This is a genomic window from Pseudomonas sp. Pseusp10 (genome assembly GCF_059492225.1).
In genome coordinates this window covers 1284354-1300073 of record NZ_CP168528.1, presented here as the reverse complement: position 1 = coordinate 1300073, position 15720 = coordinate 1284354, and the positions used below count along the sequence as shown (strand labels likewise).

The 15720-nt window shown below is 61.2% G+C and carries 14 protein-coding genes; 4 read left to right on the top strand and 10 right to left on the bottom strand.

Features of this window, described 5'->3' with window-relative positions:
* Positions 1 to 279 precede the first annotated feature (279 nt).
* From ACEN8Z_RS05795 to ACEN8Z_RS05780, 4 genes are read right to left on the bottom strand one after another with little or no spacing between them, the layout of a single operon-like run.
* Positions 280 to 843, bottom strand: a complete 564-nt coding sequence (locus ACEN8Z_RS05795) for a DUF4136 domain-containing protein (RefSeq protein WP_007994198.1) — start codon at positions 841 to 843, stop codon at positions 280 to 282.
* 55 nt (positions 844 to 898) lie between these two features.
* Positions 899 to 1507 carry a DUF4136 domain-containing protein gene (locus ACEN8Z_RS05790; protein WP_007994199.1) on the bottom strand — a complete coding sequence of 203 codons (609 nt, stop codon included), beginning with the start codon at positions 1505 to 1507 and terminating at the stop codon, positions 899 to 901.
* A 12-nt stretch (positions 1508 to 1519) separates the two neighbouring features.
* Positions 1520 to 2269, bottom strand: a complete 750-nt coding sequence (locus tag ACEN8Z_RS05785) for a methyltransferase domain-containing protein (RefSeq protein ID WP_495597040.1) — start codon at positions 2267 to 2269, stop codon at positions 1520 to 1522.
* The gene (locus tag ACEN8Z_RS05780; protein WP_007971343.1) at positions 2269 to 2571 is read right to left on the bottom strand and encodes a MazG-like family protein; all 303 of its coding nucleotides are present in this window, start codon (positions 2569 to 2571) and stop codon (positions 2269 to 2271) included. Before ACEN8Z_RS05780 ends, ACEN8Z_RS05785 begins: the two co-directional genes overlap by 1 nt.
* Positions 2572 to 2831: 260 nt before the next feature.
* Here ACEN8Z_RS05780 and ACEN8Z_RS05775 point away from each other — a divergent pair, with 260 nt between their 5' ends.
* The gene (locus ACEN8Z_RS05775) at positions 2832 to 3125 is read left to right on the top strand and encodes a hypothetical protein (protein WP_495597039.1); all 294 of its coding nucleotides are present in this window, start codon (positions 2832 to 2834) and stop codon (positions 3123 to 3125) included.
* A gap of 160 nt (positions 3126 to 3285) precedes the next feature.
* Complete coding sequence (locus tag ACEN8Z_RS05770) at positions 3286 to 4635, top strand: MATE family efflux transporter (protein WP_495597038.1); 1350 nt, start codon at positions 3286 to 3288, stop codon at positions 4633 to 4635.
* Between the two features lie 39 nt (positions 4636 to 4674).
* On the opposite strand, the gene ACEN8Z_RS05765 is transcribed toward ACEN8Z_RS05770, so the two are convergent.
* The 6 genes from ACEN8Z_RS05765 to ACEN8Z_RS05740 form a co-directional block, all read right to left on the bottom strand.
* Positions 4675 to 5475 (bottom strand): DUF4123 domain-containing protein, encoded by an 801-nt coding sequence (locus tag ACEN8Z_RS05765; RefSeq protein ID WP_495597037.1) that lies wholly within the window; start codon positions 5473 to 5475, stop codon positions 4675 to 4677.
* Positions 5472 to 6791, bottom strand: a complete 1320-nt coding sequence (locus tag ACEN8Z_RS05760; RefSeq protein WP_495597036.1) for a type VI secretion system Vgr family protein — start codon at positions 6789 to 6791, stop codon at positions 5472 to 5474. The genes ACEN8Z_RS05765 and ACEN8Z_RS05760 overlap by 4 nt, the downstream gene beginning before the upstream one ends.
* Before the next feature lie 231 nt (positions 6792 to 7022).
* Positions 7023 to 8936: an arginine decarboxylase gene (gene speA / locus ACEN8Z_RS05755; RefSeq protein ID WP_007994217.1), complete on the bottom strand. Its 1914-nt coding sequence runs from the start codon at positions 8934 to 8936 to the stop codon at positions 7023 to 7025.
* Between the two features lie 219 nt (positions 8937 to 9155).
* Positions 9156 to 9527 (bottom strand): translation initiation factor Sui1, encoded by a 372-nt coding sequence (locus tag ACEN8Z_RS05750; protein WP_007991289.1) that lies wholly within the window; start codon positions 9525 to 9527, stop codon positions 9156 to 9158.
* A gap of 298 nt (positions 9528 to 9825) precedes the next feature.
* Entirely contained in the window at positions 9826 to 10383 is a 558-nt protein-coding gene (locus ACEN8Z_RS05745; RefSeq protein ID WP_102700471.1) for an NUDIX hydrolase, read from the bottom strand.
* Positions 10384 to 10386: 3 nt separating this feature from the next.
* Positions 10387 to 11454, bottom strand: a complete 1068-nt coding sequence (locus ACEN8Z_RS05740; RefSeq protein ID WP_495597035.1) for a DUF2333 family protein — start codon at positions 11452 to 11454, stop codon at positions 10387 to 10389.
* A 482-nt stretch (positions 11455 to 11936) separates the two neighbouring features.
* Between ACEN8Z_RS05740 and gcbA the strand changes: the two genes are divergently transcribed.
* Together gcbA and ACEN8Z_RS05730 are read left to right on the top strand one after the other, a co-directional pair.
* On the top strand, positions 11937 to 13607 hold the full coding sequence (gcbA, locus tag ACEN8Z_RS05735; protein ID WP_495597034.1) for a diguanylate cyclase GcbA: 1671 nt from the start codon (positions 11937 to 11939) through the stop codon (positions 13605 to 13607).
* A gap of 52 nt (positions 13608 to 13659) precedes the next feature.
* Entirely contained in the window at positions 13660 to 15606 is a 1947-nt protein-coding gene (locus ACEN8Z_RS05730; protein WP_495597033.1) for a methyl-accepting chemotaxis protein, read from the top strand.
* Positions 15607 to 15720 lie beyond the last annotated feature (114 nt).

The following is a 15720-nucleotide window of genomic DNA, read 5'->3' as shown; positions in this document are numbered from 1 at the left end:
GCGTAGCCGAACACATCGAGAGGAGGTCGAGCGAAGCCGACCGGAGGCGATGCCCCCGGATGAATGCCGGAGCGAAGGAACCCCGAGCCTAAGCGAGGGGCCGTACGTAAGGGGCGAGACCTTTTGGTTCCTTTTGGCTGGGCCGGCACTCCGGGCGTCTGCCAAAAGGGACTCGCCGTAAGGGCAAAACCATAAGCCGCCGTTACCGCAGCAATGGATATGTACACCATCCACCCCCCCCCCCCCGTGGGCGCACAGGGGTTGAATGGCTGGCTGATTCTAGGATAAGTGCGGTGGATAGTTGGCCAATATCCGCGTAACCGTTTCCCAGATGGCATCGCGACGATCCGTCGGGTTCGGCGTGCGGCTGAGTATCTGTTCGTCACTGCCGCGCCACACCAGTTTGCCATCCTTGCCATCGAGCAAGTCGATCTGGATGGTCGCCACTTTGTAGCTGACATTGCGGGTTTCGTTGTACATCGGTGCGCCGTAGTAGCCGTACCACGGGTTGCCCCACCCACCGCCGTAATTGGTGGTCACCTGTTGTTGCCGCTCTTCGACGATCAGGTAGGTCTGTACATTCAAGTCACCCTTGGCACCCGCGGCGGCCGGGCGCAGACCGCGCTGATCCAGTTGATCGGCAACTGCCTGGCGGACGCGCTGTTCGGTCAGGTCGCTCTTGATCCGTGGATCATCGGGACGGTATTGCAGGGCGGGTTCTTTCCAGCTCCAGCTGCGATAGGCAGCAAAGTCGCGGCTGGCGTCGAAGTCATGATTGACCTGGTTGGCGGCGCAGGCACTGAGCAGCGCGGCCACTGCCAGTAAAACAAAACGGCGGAACATGATGATTCTCCGGTTGAAGACATGATCCTGTGGAACGCTTCTTATCTACAAGAAGCTAACTAGGAGGATACGCCGACATAGCCTTTTCCACAGCCTCCCGTATGGCATCGGCCCGCTCGCTTTCGCTGCCCCGGTTGCCGGTTTCAGCGCTGGAGCTCCATATCGGCTGACCGCTTTTGGCGTCAAACATGTCCACCTGCACGACCACGACCTGTTCCTGATAGGTACGGATGATCGGCACGGTGGCGTATCCACCATATCCAGGGCCGTAGCCGTTGTAGCCGCCATAACCGCCGCCGTAATAGTCGTCCCGAACCTGACGCAAGCGGGTTTCCATCCGCAGGTCGGCGCTGACAAACAGGTCGGCCGGGCGATTATCGTGCAACGGGCGCAAGCCGCGTTGATCCAGCGCATTGCTGACCGCTTCGGCGACTTGCGCCGAATCGGCCCAGGCAGTGCCTGCTGGCAGATGCCCATTGAGCCAGGCCCAACTGCGGTAGCGTCCATAGTCACGCGGGGCTGCCGGGTAAGCGCTGCGGTCAAAGGTGGTGGCGGCCTGGGGTGGCGCCGGTGGCAAAGGGTTGGATGTGGCGACATAAGGGTTGCTGCCCTGACAAGCGGCCAGTCCCAGGCAGAACACCAGTACACCTGAATGATTTTTCATTTCGTGCTCCGATCAGACAGGCCGACAGATCCAGTGCAAGTAACGCCCAAGCCCGGCAAAGCTTGGATGACGACGGTGGGCCAGTTCCATTTCCAGCAGGTCCACAAGCTCGGCGCGGGCCTGGAACTCCACCGGCATATAATCGTGAAAAACCCGCACTCCACTCTGACTTTCGACCTTCCACAGACCTTCAAGTTGCGCCGTCAGCTCGCGCGGATCAAGGGGCTGTTGCGGGGTCAGGCTCTGCTTTTCGCCGGCCATGTCATTCTTGCGCATCTTGCGGAAATGGCCCTTGAGCAAGTTGCGATAAATCAGCGCGTCGCGGTTGTAGAACGCCAGGGACAGCCAGCCGTCCGCCTTGGTCAGTTGATGCAGCACCGGCAGGATGGCGTGGGGTTCGGCCAGCCACTCCAGCACGGCATGACACAGCACCAGGTCGTAGGGTTCGGTGAGCTGCCCGAGCAGTTCCTGCCACGGTGCCTGAATGAACGTGGCGCTCTGCCCGGCTTCGGCAAAGCGTTGACGGGCGCCTTCGAGCATCGGCTCGGCAGGCTCGGCGAGGGTCACCTGATGGCCGCGCTGGGCCAGCCACAACGACATGTGGCCAAGTCCGGCGCCGATATCCAGAACACGCAGCGGCCGGTCGGGCAAGATTTCGGCCAGATCGGCCTGCAACACCGCCAGACGGATCGCACCTTTGGCACCGCCGTAGATTTTTTCGGCAAAACGGGTCGCCAGTTGATCGAAATGACGGTCGCTCATCAGCTGAACCTCCGTTCGCTGTCCGCCAGTTTGCTGCGCACCACGGCTTCCATGTCCAGGCCCAGCTCGCTGCATAACAGCAACAGATAAAGCACGATGTCACCGACTTCCTGCCCGGCGTGGGCGAGCTTGTCCGCCGGTAACTGGCGTGACTGGTCTTCGGTCAGCCACTGGAAAATTTCCACCAGCTCGGACATTTCCACACTCGCGGCCATGGCCAGGTTTTTCGGGCTGTGAAATTGCCGCCAGTCATTGCGGTCACGGATGGCGTGCAGGCGTTCGGTCAGTTCAACAAGGTTCATCGGGCTCTCCTGAAGGCGTATAGCTTCGGGGGGATGACGAGTGAAGGCAAGTGACAAAGATTGAGCGGTTGGCATTGTTTTTTGTGGGAGCGGGCTTGCTCGCGAAAGCGGCGGTATATCTAGCATTGATGTGTCTGAACCACCGCATTCGCGAGCAAGCCCGCTCCCACAGGTACTGCGCAACGCTCTATGCTTGTGGGAACTCGGCAGCATGATCGACAGCCCAAGACTCAATTCTCATTAATCAGGATGCCCATTCCATGCAGGTAGAAGGTTTTTTCGAATGGCTCGGCCAGGCACTCGGCTCGATCATCCGCTTCATCGTTGATGGCCTCAGTGGGCTGTTCAATCTGATGAGCAACGCCAGCAGCAATTTTGTCGAAGGCTTGTCCCAGGCGCTGGGCATGGATACCTCGATCGTCAGCATCGTGACCTTGATCCTCGGGCTGATACTGCTGTGGTCGGCGATCCGCGCCTTTCTCAATGCGTCGTTCATCATGGGGATCATCTGGTTGATGCTGGGGCTTTGGTTGCTCAGCTGGATTATTCACTGACCCCACCGGACACCTGTGGGAGCGAGCTTGCTCGCGATAATGCCGGCACATACAACATATGAGTGTCTGCCACACCGCTATCGCGAGCAAGCTCGCTCCCACAATGGATCGCGGCGGACTTCAAATGTGCCGCTACAATGCCCGCTCCCAAGGAGCCTGCATGTCCAACCTGACCGCCGACTGGCGCGACCGCCCTACCCATCGCCGGGTCTGGGCGCTGGCCGCACCGATGATTCTTTCGAACATCTCCGTACCACTGGTGGCGCTGGTCGACAGCACCGTCATCGGCCACCTGCCCCACGCCCATCAACTCGGCGCCGTCGCGGTCGGCGCCAGTCTGTACACCTTCCTGGCCTGGGCCATGGGTTTTCTGCGCATGGGCTCCACCGGGTTCGCCGCCCAGGCGGCCGGGCGCGGGGATGGCGCGGCCTTGCGGCAGATCCTGTTGCAAGGCCTGTTGCTCGCCATCGGCCTGGCCGTGGTGTTGGGTGCGGTGGGCGTGCCGTTGAGCGGGGTCGCGCTGCATTTCATGCAACCGTCGGCGGAACTCGATCATCTGACCCGCGAGTTCTTCCACACCCGCCTGTTTGGCCTGCCGGCGGCGCTCGCCAGTTATGCACTGGTCGGCTGGTTCCTCGGCACCCAGAATGCCCGGGCGCCGCTGGCGATTTTGCTGAGCACCAACCTGGTCAACATTGCCCTGAACCTGTGGTTCGTTCTCGGCCTGGAATGGGGCGTGGTCGGTGCGGCCCGGGCTTCGGTCATTGCCGAATGGACGGGGGCGCTGATCGGCTTGCTGATGACCCGCAAAGCCCTGCGCGCCTATCCCGGGCATATCGCCTGGGCGGCATTGACGCTGTGGCAGAGTTGGCGGCCATTGCTGGCGGTCAACCGCGACATCTTCATCCGCAGCCTGGCGCTGCAATCGGTGTTTTTCCTGATCACCGTGCAAGGCGCGCGGCTGGGCGACGCCACGGTCGCTGCCAATGCCTTGCTGCTCAACGGTTTGCTGCTGACCGCCCACGCCCTCGATGGCCTGGCCCACGCCGTCGAAGCCCTGTGCGGGCATGCTCTCGGCGCCCGCGACCGCGATGCCCTGCGCCGCTCATTGGTGGTGGCTGGCGGCTGGTCGTTGCTGGCGAGCCTGGGTTTTGCCGCACTGTTTCTGTTCGCCGGGCATCTGTTCATCGAGATGCAGACCGACATTCAGAGTGTGCGCGACACCGCGTTCATCTATCTGCCCTATCTCGCCGTACTGCCGCTGATTGCCGTCTGGAGTTACCTGCTCGACGGTCTTTTCATCGGCGCCACCCGCGCCAGGGAAATGCGCAACGGCATGCTGCTGACCGTGGCGCTGGTGCTGCCTTTCGGCTGGGCACTGCAAGGCGGGGGCAACCATGGCCTGTGGATAACCTTTTTGTTGTTCATGCTGCTGCGCAGTCTGACCCTCGGCGTGATCGCCTGGCGCCTGCGCCGTCACGATGGATGGTTCGCCGCCAGCCCTCATTGAACGAACGTGGCCCCGAGCAACACCGAATCAATTTCGACCTCATGGCCAGGGTGGTTCGTTCTGCCACAGGTGACGCAGGCTATCGAGGCGTTCCTGCTGAGTCCTGCCCGGCAATGGCTGCACGGGCACGGCGTCGGGATACTGCAAACGTAGCCATATCCAGCCATCAAGCACCGGGCGCTCGCTGAAACCCAGCGCCAACCCCTCCTGCACATAGGCCCACAGACGGGAGAAATCAGCACCGGTGGATTGGTTCCAGCGCCAGGCATACTGTTCGAGCAGGCAGGTTTGCAGTTTTCCCTGTTGCGCGGCGCTGAGGCTCTCCTCGACTGCCAACGGGCTGACCGCCAGCCCCGGGTTGGACAAGCGTTGCCAGCCTTCAGATCCCGTCGCGCGGTCGGCCCAACTGCCGCCGAACCAGCGTAACTGGTGGATGGGCCCTAGCCAGCGACTCAGTTCAGCGGCATCGCAGGCATCGAAAAAATAGCTGGCCGTGATCGGGTTGTAGTAGCTCAAAAGGGCCCGGTGCAGGCCAAGCGTAACTGTGAGCATGCGCCGCAAATGCGCGAGCAACGACGAAGTGCTGGCCTCGCTGACTATCAGCAATCCGGGCCAGCGTTGTCCGTCGACGATGCATAAATCGGCCAGTGCCGGGCAGGTGCGCAGATCGACCAGGACCGGCCCCAGCTCATGCAGCGCATGCCACTCCGTACCTTCGAACAACCCGGAGCACCGGGCTTGCGCAAACATCTGCCGAAGTGCGACACCCGCCTGTGGCGTGCCCGGCACATCCAGCAACAGCCACTGCGGGGGTGCCTCGGGCATGCGTGTGGCGATCATGCTCCAGAGCTCTGGCCAAGCTGTGTCGCCAGACGACAGGTGCACAACGCCTGTGAGCAATGGTTGAAACTGCCACCGCCGGGCAGCAGGCACAACAACAGCAATGGCTCCCCCGACCGCAACCATTGCTCCAGGCCTTCATCATGGGTGCAACTGGGCTGGGGGGTGTCAGCGTCCGTCACTTCGACCGTTGTCGGCGCATGCAGCAACCCGGTTATCTGCGGTTGATCGGGATCGCCCTCGACAAAACCCACGACCAGCTCGGTCCCTTCCCGCAATGACGAGAACGTCGAGGCCTGCAACTGCCTGGCCAGGGGTAACCAGCAATGGCTGGGCGCTGCCCCTTCGCCCTGATACAGCCAGTCGAATTGCACCGCGACCGGCCTTGCCGGGTCAGGGCCTGGTTCATCGACCTCGACGACCCACGCCCTTTGCAGGCTATGCATCTGTGGTTTGACCGCCACACAGGGCGGTTCGAAGAGTGTCGGCCAGTGCAGGGCACGGGCCTGATTGTGGTAAGGCGTCGTAGCATCCTGGCTGCCCCAGTGCTCAACGTGGGTCAGCAGCCAGAGCCGATTGCAATCGGCAACCGGATGACCGGACAGCGGCATCAGCCGACCGCTACGCAAGGTCGCCAGGTCCGTCCGGCATTCGGCACACTCCGCCGCTGTCCCACCGCAACGCTGACGTTCGAACTGCCGCACCGCCGGCCGGTCGCCCTCGCTGCGCAATACCGCAGGTTCTCCGGTTGGAAAATGCTGCTGATCATCCCCAAACACCACACAGTGCCCGCGGGCCCGGTGTTCGAAGTGGTAGTGAAGCCGTTCCTGGGCGCACAGTCGCTGGAGAAACTGCAGGTCTGACTCTCGATATTGCGTGCAAAAATCCCGGGGCGGGTATTCGCCGCTCAGCGCCAGGCGTCGATCTTTGCCGGTAATGCCGTGCTCCCTGAGTACCTGGTCGAGGATTTGCGGCACTGAACGGGCGCTGAAGATTCGTTGGCTGAAGCGCTGGGCCAGGCAAGCCAGTTTTGGCCCCAGACGCACCTGGCAGAGTCGGGGTCCCGAGGCATGGTCACGCTGGACAAGTTCATGCAATTGTCCATGCACGTGACTTCCGGCTGGTCCGAAATGCAACGAGGCCGGGCGGTACAGCAAACTGGCGAGGTCAAGCACCGGGTCATCGATCAGCAGTTCCAGGTCGAACACGAACGGCTCGCTGATGGCTTCTCTACCGGTAAAGGCCAGGACCTCAAAGGAGTCGGGCAGGCCTGCTACATCCAGACGAAATGACGGTTCGCTGACTGGATTGAACATCGGGGTTTCTCTACAGGAGGGGCGGCCGGGGATTCTCGCTGAGAGACATGGCCGAGTAGAGTGCCGAAATACAAATTAGGAAATAACCTACGTGAAAAGAAGACCAAATGCGTTGGGTCGTCGAGACGCGGGAAATTTCGTCTGGAATAGGAGAATTGCCGCACCAGGTCATCTGAAATTTCCGCAGCGAACGGAACATTTTCAGACAACCTGATGAGCGTGACGCTTACCTCAGGAAGACAGGTAAGACGAACGGGTCAGCCCCAGACGCAAGGCATCGAGGAACTGCGTGCGCTCGGTTGCGCTGATGCGGGCACTGGCGCACTTGTCGCGGTAGTGAGTCATCAGTTCCTCCGGCGACAAGTGCACATAACGCAGCATGTCTTCGATGGTGTCGTGGGTTTCGATACCGGCGTGGTACACGCTGCCGTCGGCGTTCTGGTAGATGTTCACCGAGTCGGTGTCACCGAACAGGTTGTGCATGTCGCCAAGAATTTCCTGGTAGGCACCGACCAGGAACACACCCAGCAAGTAGTCTTCACCTTCGTTCAGGGCGTGCACCGGCAAACTGGTTTCGATGCTCTGCTCGTCGACGTACTGGTTGATCTTGCCGTCGGAGTCACAGGTCAGGTCCTGCAGTACCGCACGACGCAGCGGCTCTTCGTCGAGGCGATGCAGCGGGATGATCGGCAGGACCTGGTCGATGGCCCAGGTGTCCGGCAGGCTCTGGAACACCGAGAAGTTGCAGATGTACTTGTCGGCCAGTTTGTCGTTGAGTTCGTCCAGCACCTGACGGTGGGAACGCTGGCGCGCCTTCAACGAGTTGTGCAGGCGACGGCACACGGCGAAGTAGCATTGTTCGGCCAGGGCCTTCTCGGCCAGGGTCAGTTTGCCGTCGGCGTACTGGGCTGCGACATCGCTCATGTAGTGCGTGGCGCGCCAGTAGGTTTCGGTGACCATCTCGATGTCGGTCGGACCCAGCAGGTCCACCAGCCACTGCACGGTTTCCGGCAGCGATTCCTTGTTTTCGATCTGCGGCACGTCGTCGTTGTGCTTCTCGACGTCGGTCACCTGCACCACCAGCATGGCGTGGTGCGCGGTCAGGGAGCGGCCGCTTTCGGAGAAGATGTGCGGGTGCGGCAGGCTCTGCGCATCGCAGAATTCCTTGAGCATCCCGACCACCACGCCGGCGTAATCGTCCATGTCGTAGTTGATCGAACTGGCGTTACGCGAGTGCGTACCGTCGTAGTCCACGCCCAGGCCACCGCCGACGTCGATGTGGTCCACCGGCAGGCCGAGGTTACGCAATTCGCCGTAGTAACGGATCGCTTCCTTGAAGCCGTGCTGGTAGTCAGCGAGGTTGGCGATCTGCGAACCCATATGGAAGTGCAGCAGGCGAACGCCCTGGTCCAGGCCGGCCGCGCGGAAACGCTCGACCACCGACAGCAGTTGCGCCGCCGACAGACCGAACTTGGATTTCTCGCCGCCGGTGTCCGCCCACTTGCTCGATGCCAGGGACGACAGCCGCACGCGCAGGCCGACTTGTGGCTTGACCTTGAGCGAGGCCGCTTCTTCGATCACCAGGCCGACTTCGGATTCTTTCTCGATCACGATGAACACGTTGTGGCCGAGCTTCTGGCCCATCAACGCCAGGCGAATGAACTCACGATCCTTGTAGCCGTTGCAAACGATGGTGCCACCCTTCGGCGCCAGCGCCAGCACGGCCAGCAATTCAGGCTTGGAGCCGGCTTCCAGACCGATGGAAACGTTCTGGGTGGCGATGATGTTTTCGATCACCGCTTCCTGCTGGTTCACCTTGATCGGGTACAGCGCGGTGTACTTGCTCTGGTATTCCAGACGCTCGATGTTGGCGTCGAATGCGCCCGTCAGCTGACGCACGCGGTCTTGCAGGATGTCCGGAAAACGGACCAGCAACGGCAAGGACAGGCCGCTTTTGCGCAGCTGGTCGACTTGCTCGAACAGGTCGATAGGCGAGCTGCTCGGACCGTTCGGACGAACTTCGACGCGACCGGCGTCATTGATCGCGAAATACCCGGCCCCCCAATGGCGAATCCCGTAAACACTGCGGCTGTCCGCAACTGTCCATTGGCTGCCATCGTCTTTGCGTGTGCGTCGTACGGACATCGAAGTCCCCTATAAAGAAGTCATAGTGCGTCGCCTGGGTTCAGGCCGGCGCAGTCTAAAGAATGAAAATGACGGTTCGTCAACGAGGCAATAGACCCCGCCGACCGCAGTGAGTTTAGAAACCGGTCATGAACAGGCTCTGTGAAAACCATGTGGACGACGCCAGACCTGAATGCCATCAGGACCGGATCAAGCCGAGGGTGGTTTTCACAGAGGCTGCTAGCCGCCGGACTTCTTCGCTTTGAAACCGAGCTTGATCAGTTCTGCCAAGAGTAGCTCGACATGATCGCCCTGGATTTCGATGACACCGTCTTTCAACGCCCCACCGGTCCCACAGCGTTTCTTCAACGTCGTGGCCAGTTCCTTGAGCGCGTCTTCAGCCAATGGCACACCAGTGATGGTGGTCACCGTCTTGCCGCCACGGCCCTTGCTTTCGCGACGCACGCGCGCAATGCCGTCGCCGGCCGGGATAACGGTCTGTTTGCAGATGCAGGCGTCCACCGGTTTACTGCATTCCGGGCAATGACGACCTGCGTCGGTGGAAAATACCAGGCCGCCCAGGGCGGCGAAGGATGCGGCTTTTTTGGCCACCGGCAATCCTCTTCGGAGGACAAAGACTGGTCGCAGCACTTGGGAAGGCTATCGACCGCGAAGCCCCACTCAGGCAGGGGCAGCGCTACTGAAACGGTACGACATTCACTTCACTGTAGGAGCTCGCTCGCGATGAACTCAAAAGCGACGCGTTCATTCTGGATGCCCGCGTTATCGTTGACGTCCATCGCGAGCGAGCTCGCTCCTACAGCAACAACCAGCAATACCGGTTCAGTTTAAAAAGGTCGCGCAGTGTAACGGCAAAAACGCCGATTGCTAAGAGCCAATCGGCGCCAATTTATAGCTGTTTTGCGACGTTGCTTTGTTGAGCCTTCAGATAGCGCTTCAACGCCGCCAACGAGTCCGGGCAGTAAGGCTTTTGCTCGATCTCCAGCATGACCTGATCGATTGGGATAAAGCGCGCTTCCAGCACCTCTTCCGGTTGCAGGGTCAACGGGCCGTCCCACACCGCCGAGAACGCCGAGCACCACAGGCGATTGCCGGTGTCCTCGAAGAAGAAATGGTCATGGGCGGTCAGCTCCACGCCACTCACGCCCAGCTCTTCTTCCAGCTCCCGGGCCGCCGACTCGGCGTAGGTTTCGCTGGCGAGCACCATGCCCCCCGCCGCCACGTCCCAGTAACCGGGATAGATCGCCTTGCTCAGGGTGCGGCGATGCACGCACAGCTCGCCAGCGGAGTTGAACAACATAATGTAGGTGCCGCGCCCGATCAGCCCGCGCTCGCGCAAATCGGAACGGACCAGGGCGCCGAGCAGGTTGTCCTGCTCGTCGACCCAGGCGATCTGTTCGGCATCGGAAGCCGCACGGTGCGCGGCTTCCCTGGTGTTTTCGACCATGACTCAGCCCTGATTGAGCAATTGACGCAAATCGATCACCGCGGCGTTGGCCCGGGAAATGTAGTTGGCCATGACCAGCGAGTGGTTGGCCAGCACACCGAAGCCGCTGCCATTGAGGATCATCGGGCTCCACACCGACTCCTGCGACGCTTCCAGTTCACGAATGATCTGGCGCACGCTGACCGTGGCGTTTTTCTTGGCCAGCACATCGGCGAAGTCGACTTCGATGGCGCGCAGCAAGTGTGACAAGGCCCAGGCCTGACCGCGAGCTTCGTAGAACACGTTGTCGATCTGCAGCCATGGCGTTTCGACGATTTCTTCATCGACTTGCGGCGCCACACCCGGTGCCACGACCTCGGTCTTCAGCGCAGTGTTGAGTTTGACCCGACCAACGCTGGCCGACAGTCGTTGCGACAGCGAACCCAGACGAGTGCCGACGTCACCCAGCCAGTTGTTCAGGTTGTCGGCGCGGGCATAGAACAGCGCGCTCTTCTGGTTTGGATCGGACAGGCGCGCCTGATAGCGGCTCAGGGAATTGATGCCCTCCTGGTACTCGGACTCACTGGACGGCAGCACCCAGCTCTTGTTGTCGAAGTTGAAACGCGGCTCGGCCTTGGCCAGGTCGGCGTCTTCGGCGGACTGCGACTGCGAACGGGCGAAGTCTTTACGCAGTGCACGGCTCAGGTCGCGGACCTGCACCAGCACGCCGTATTCCCAGCTCGGCATGTTGTCCATCCACAGGCCTGGCGGGAATCGGTCGTTGGAAATATAGCCGCCCGGTTTGGTCAGCAAGGTGCCGGCGACGGTCTTGAGGGTTTCCACCGTGGTGTAGCCGACGACCATCTGCTTGCCTTCTTTCTCGGCGGCCAGTTGGGCGGTTTGCTGGACCGGGAACAGCGCTGGCTCCTGGCTCCAGTACCAGCCCAGGACACTCGCCACCAACAGGTAGATGCCCAGTAAAGTGGCCAGCGCCCGGCTGAACAACAGACCGCCCAGGTAACTGCGGGTCTCCGACTTCGGTTCAGCGGCACGTTCAGGCGCACTGCCTGTGCGGTTCTTCCAGTCCAGCATGGCGATATCCTTTCAAGCTCTTGAGTTCACGGTTCGACCACAACCATACAACAACGTGCCTTGGCCCGGCACCCGCCATTGCATCGATGGGGAAAATTACCAGGCTTGCGAATGAAAAGAGTTCCTGCGCACCTGACGCCCCTGTGGCCGCGAAATCCCCCTGATGGTTTGGATTGCCCCCTAAGGGAATCCCCGATCCCCTGAGGGAAAAAAAACCGGGCCGACCAGCACTGGCAAAAAACCATGAACTGCCCAATGTCAGCCACTCGCCAATTGCCACCCCACTTCCGTCAAGTGCCCTGATTCAAGCACTTTGCCCCCGGCACAGCGCGACTTTAAAGGCCGAAGCCGGACCGCTCAGTCACAAACTGAATGAAGTCACAGTGCAGATTATTGACGTACAGCACTCATGTAACAGAAAAGTGGTGCTAGCATAGAGCCACCAGTCGATCTCAGTGTGCACCCTAACTAGTAGTCAGGATATGACCGAGCCAGAAGACCCCAGCCGCGAGCGCCTCAAGCACCACTTTGCCCAGCGGGTAATTCATCAGGCTCGTCAGATTCTTGAGATATGGCAGCGCCTGCAACGCAGTGAGTGGTCCACCGCCGACCTGTCGGAACTGAGCGAGGCCAATCTGCGCCTGCTGCGTTTCGCCGAGCGTTTCGAGCAACCGGAACACACGCAATTGGCCCACCACATCGGTCAGTCCCTGGAGGCTGTCGACGCCAATCGCGGACGCCTGAGCAGCGGCCTGATCACCGACCTCAATCGCTTGATGCAGCGCCTGTCGCGCACCGGCCTGCGTCAAGGCGATCAGCTCGATCAAACCTTCCTGCCACCGCTGCGCAAGCCCATCTACGTAATGCTGCAGGATCACGACCGTGCCGAGCGCCTGGCCAAGCAACTGGAATTCTTCGGGCTCAGCGCCCAGTCCCTGGACAGCGTAGACGCGTTTCGCTCATCGATGGTCGAGCGCCTGCCGGCGGCGATTGTCATGGACGTGGATTTCAGCGGCCCCGGTGTCGGCCTGAAACTGGCCGCTGAAGCCCAGGAAGGCCTGGACCAGCGCTTGCCGCTGCTGTTCTTCAGCCTGCACGAAACTGACACCCCGACCCGCCTCGCCGCCGTGCGTGCCGGTGGCCAGGAGTTCCTCACCGGCACCCTCGAAGCGTCGAGCCTGCTTGAGAAGATCGAAGTCCTGACCTGCGTCGCCCAGTACGAACCTTATAAAGTGCTGATCATCGACGACTCCCGCGCCCAGGCCCTGCACACCGAGCGCCTGCTCAACAGCGCCGGGATCGTCACCCGGACATTGATCGAACCGATCCAGGCCATGGCCGAATTGGCGGACTTCCAGCCGGACCTGATCATCCTCGACATGTACATGCCGGCCTGCACCGGTACGGAATTGGCCAAAGTGATCCGTCACAACGACCGCTATGTCAGCGTGCCGATCATTTACCTGTCGGCCGAAGACGACCTGGACAAGCAGCTCGACGCCATGAGCGAGGGCGGCGATGACTTCCTGACCAAACCGATCAAGCCCCGGCACCTGATCACCACCGTGCGCAACCGCGCAGCAAGGGCCCGCAACCTCAAGGCACGGATGGTCCGCGACAGCCTCACCGGCCTGTACAACCACACGCATATCCTGCAATTGCTCGAAGACTGCTCGTTCCGCGCCCGCCGCGAAAGCAAGCCACTGAGCTTTGCCATGCTCGACATCGACCACTTCAAACGGGTCAATGACAGTCACGGCCACCCCATGGGCGACCGGGTGATCAAGAGCCTGGCGCTGTTTCTCAAGCAACGCCTGCGCAAAACCGACTTCATCGGCCGCTACGGTGGCGAAGAATTCGCCATCGTCATGCCGGACACCGATATCGAAGCGGCCTACAACGTGCTCGATGAAATCCGTCAGCGTTTTGCCGAGATTCACTACCCCGCGCAACCCCAGGATCTGTGGTGCACTTTCAGTGCCGGGGTGGTGGAGTTATGCGAAAGCTCTGACAGCCTGATGATGGCCAGCCAGGCAGACGAGGCGCTGTACCGTGCCAAGGGCGGCGGACGCAATCGTGTACAGGCCGCTCGCACATCAAAGCAAAGTGCCACTTTTTTATCGGAATCGACCGATACGGTCATAACCCTGTAACAGAAACGCAATAACTTCAGGCACTTACCATTTCTGCCGTTGGTAGTCCGTAATGCGCCTGAAGCTGCTGACCAATCTCAATACCCTCCTTCTGGTGGCCGTGTGCGTGGCCCTCGGCGCGACGCTGTGGTGGTCGCAGAAAGCCCTTGAGCGTCCGTATCTATTAATGGAGCGCTACCTGGGCCTGTCGCAGCAATTTCAGAATGAAGTCGCCCGCAGCATCGAGGATTATCTTGGCAGCGGCGATGCACTGCGCCTGAGCAGTGCCGCCCAAGGCATCGACAGCCTGCAAAAAGAGCTCGGCGAATTGCCACCGGCCTTGGCCGAGACGTTGCGTCCCAGCCTGTCGACCCTTGAAGAATTCAGCAAAACCGACCTGCTGGCCGCCGGCAAACTGGCAGGCGACCCACAAGCCTTGCTGCTGCAGGCCGAGCGCGAACTGGGTGCCAGCCTCGATCAGCTCAGCCAGTACGCCAGCGGTAATGCGACCTACCTGACGCCGCTGCTCACCGCGTCGCAGCACTTGGGCAAATTGTCGCTGGCGCGGGACAAACTGGTCAGCAGCGGCCGCAGTGAACTGGCCGCCGATGTCGAACGCGAAGTCGCCAACATCCGCACCCAGGCCGAGAAACTCGATGCCCTGCCCTTGCTGGGCGTGACCACCAGCAGCGAATCGAACACCGATGACTTCGCCTCGATGATGGGCCTTGAGAACAAGGAAAAAACCGTCGCCGAAGATGCCGGCGTCGGCCTCAAGCGCGAGCTCAACAGCCTGCTCACCCGCTACCCGGCCGAACTCTCGCACACCCGCGATCAAATCCGCAAACGCGCTGACCTCAGCTCCGCGACGCACTTGAAAATCGCCGACGTGCAACAGGCCATTGCCGGGCTGGAGCCGGTGGTACGCGCCCAGCATGGGCAGATCCAGAGTGAAGTGCGGCTGATGCAAGGCGTGATGATCGGCTTGATCCTGTTGATCGCACTGCTGATCGACACCCTGCAACGCAAACTGGCCCGGACCCTGACCAACCTTGCCCCGGCCCTGTCGACCTGGGCCGAAGGTGACTTCAGCCGCGACATTCAACTGGGCAACACCAACCGCGAATTGCATGACATTGAAGCCTCGCTCAACCGCTTGCGCGCGTATTTGGTGGACCTGGTGGGGACCATTCGCCTCAATGCCGAGCAAGTGGCCGGCAGCAGCCGCACCCTGGCCGATCTGAGCAACGACCTGCACAGCGGCGCCGAGCATCAGGCCGGCGATACGGCGCTGATCCGCGACTCCCTCAGCGAGCTGGAAGCGACCATTCAGCAAGTCGCCGGCGATGCCAGCCAGGCTGCCGACGCCAGCCGCCACGCCGGCCTGGCCGTGGAGCACGGACAGAAAGTCATCGGGCTGAGCCTCACCGGCCTGCATGCACTGGTGGGAGAAGTGCAAGGCAATGCGCAGATGATCGAACACCTGGCCGAAGAGTCGGCCACCATTGGCGGCGTGTTGACGGTGATCCGCTCGATTGCCGACCAGACCAACCTGCTGGCCTTGAACGCGGCCATTGAAGCGGCTCGCGCCGGGGAAATGGGACGAGGCTTTGCGGTGGTGGCGGAAGAGGTTCGCTCACTGGCGCAACGTACCGCCGGGGCCACCGCAGAAATCCAGACGCTGATCGCAGGACTGCAAACCGCTGCGCGGCAATCGGTGGAAGGCATGCGTGCCCAGGTCGAACACGCCGAAGCCACGGCCAACCAGGCCCAGGCCGCCGATGGCGCACTGGATAAAATCGTCGGGGCGATCCAGACCATTTCCGACACGGCAGTGCGCATCGCCGATGTCACCGCCCAGCAAAGCGGCGCTGTCAGCGAGATCCGTGACCACAGTGAGCGAATTCATCAGTTGGGCGGGGATAACCTGCTGCGCATTGGCGAAGGCCGTGAGCAAGGGGAGAATTTGCTGGTGCTGGGAGGGCGATTGCACACCGCCGTTCAAGCCTTCCGCGTCTGACAGACCGCCATCGCGAGCAAGCTCGCTCCCACATTTAACCGCATTTCCATGAAAGAGCGCGGTCACCTGTGGGAGCGGGCTTGCTCGCGAAAGCGTCAGAAAACCCACCGCAAA

What these genes read in the sequence shown, in the direction of transcription:
- ACEN8Z_RS05780 (WP_007971343.1), bottom strand. Translation starts at nt 2,571, where the DNA reads ATGAACCTTGTTGAACTGACCGAACGCCTGCACGCCATCCGTGACCGC.
- gcbA (WP_495597034.1), top strand. Translation starts at nt 11,937, where the DNA reads ATGACCGAGCCAGAAGACCCCAGCCGCGAGCGCCTCAAGCACCACTTT.
- ACEN8Z_RS05790 (WP_007994199.1), bottom strand. Translation starts at nt 1,507, where the DNA reads ATGAAAAATCATTCAGGTGTACTGGTGTTCTGCCTGGGACTGGCCGCT.
- ACEN8Z_RS05760 (WP_495597036.1), bottom strand. Translation starts at nt 6,791, where the DNA reads ATGTTCAATCCAGTCAGCGAACCGTCATTTCGTCTGGATGTAGCAGGC.
- ACEN8Z_RS05775 (WP_495597039.1), top strand. Translation starts at nt 2,832, where the DNA reads ATGCAGGTAGAAGGTTTTTTCGAATGGCTCGGCCAGGCACTCGGCTCG.
- ACEN8Z_RS05785 (WP_495597040.1), bottom strand. Translation starts at nt 2,269, where the DNA reads ATGAGCGACCGTCATTTCGATCAACTGGCGACCCGTTTTGCCGAAAAA.
- ACEN8Z_RS05765 (WP_495597037.1), bottom strand. Translation starts at nt 5,475, where the DNA reads ATGATCGCCACACGCATGCCCGAGGCACCCCCGCAGTGGCTGTTGCTG.
- ACEN8Z_RS05770 (WP_495597038.1), top strand. Translation starts at nt 3,286, where the DNA reads ATGTCCAACCTGACCGCCGACTGGCGCGACCGCCCTACCCATCGCCGG.
- ACEN8Z_RS05745 (WP_102700471.1), bottom strand. Translation starts at nt 10,383, where the DNA reads ATGGTCGAAAACACCAGGGAAGCCGCGCACCGTGCGGCTTCCGATGCC.
- ACEN8Z_RS05730 (WP_495597033.1), top strand. Translation starts at nt 13,660, where the DNA reads ATGCGCCTGAAGCTGCTGACCAATCTCAATACCCTCCTTCTGGTGGCC.
- ACEN8Z_RS05740 (WP_495597035.1), bottom strand. Translation starts at nt 11,454, where the DNA reads ATGCTGGACTGGAAGAACCGCACAGGCAGTGCGCCTGAACGTGCCGCT.
- speA (WP_007994217.1), bottom strand. Translation starts at nt 8,936, where the DNA reads ATGTCCGTACGACGCACACGCAAAGACGATGGCAGCCAATGGACAGTT.
- ACEN8Z_RS05795 (WP_007994198.1), bottom strand. Translation starts at nt 843, where the DNA reads ATGTTCCGCCGTTTTGTTTTACTGGCAGTGGCCGCGCTGCTCAGTGCC.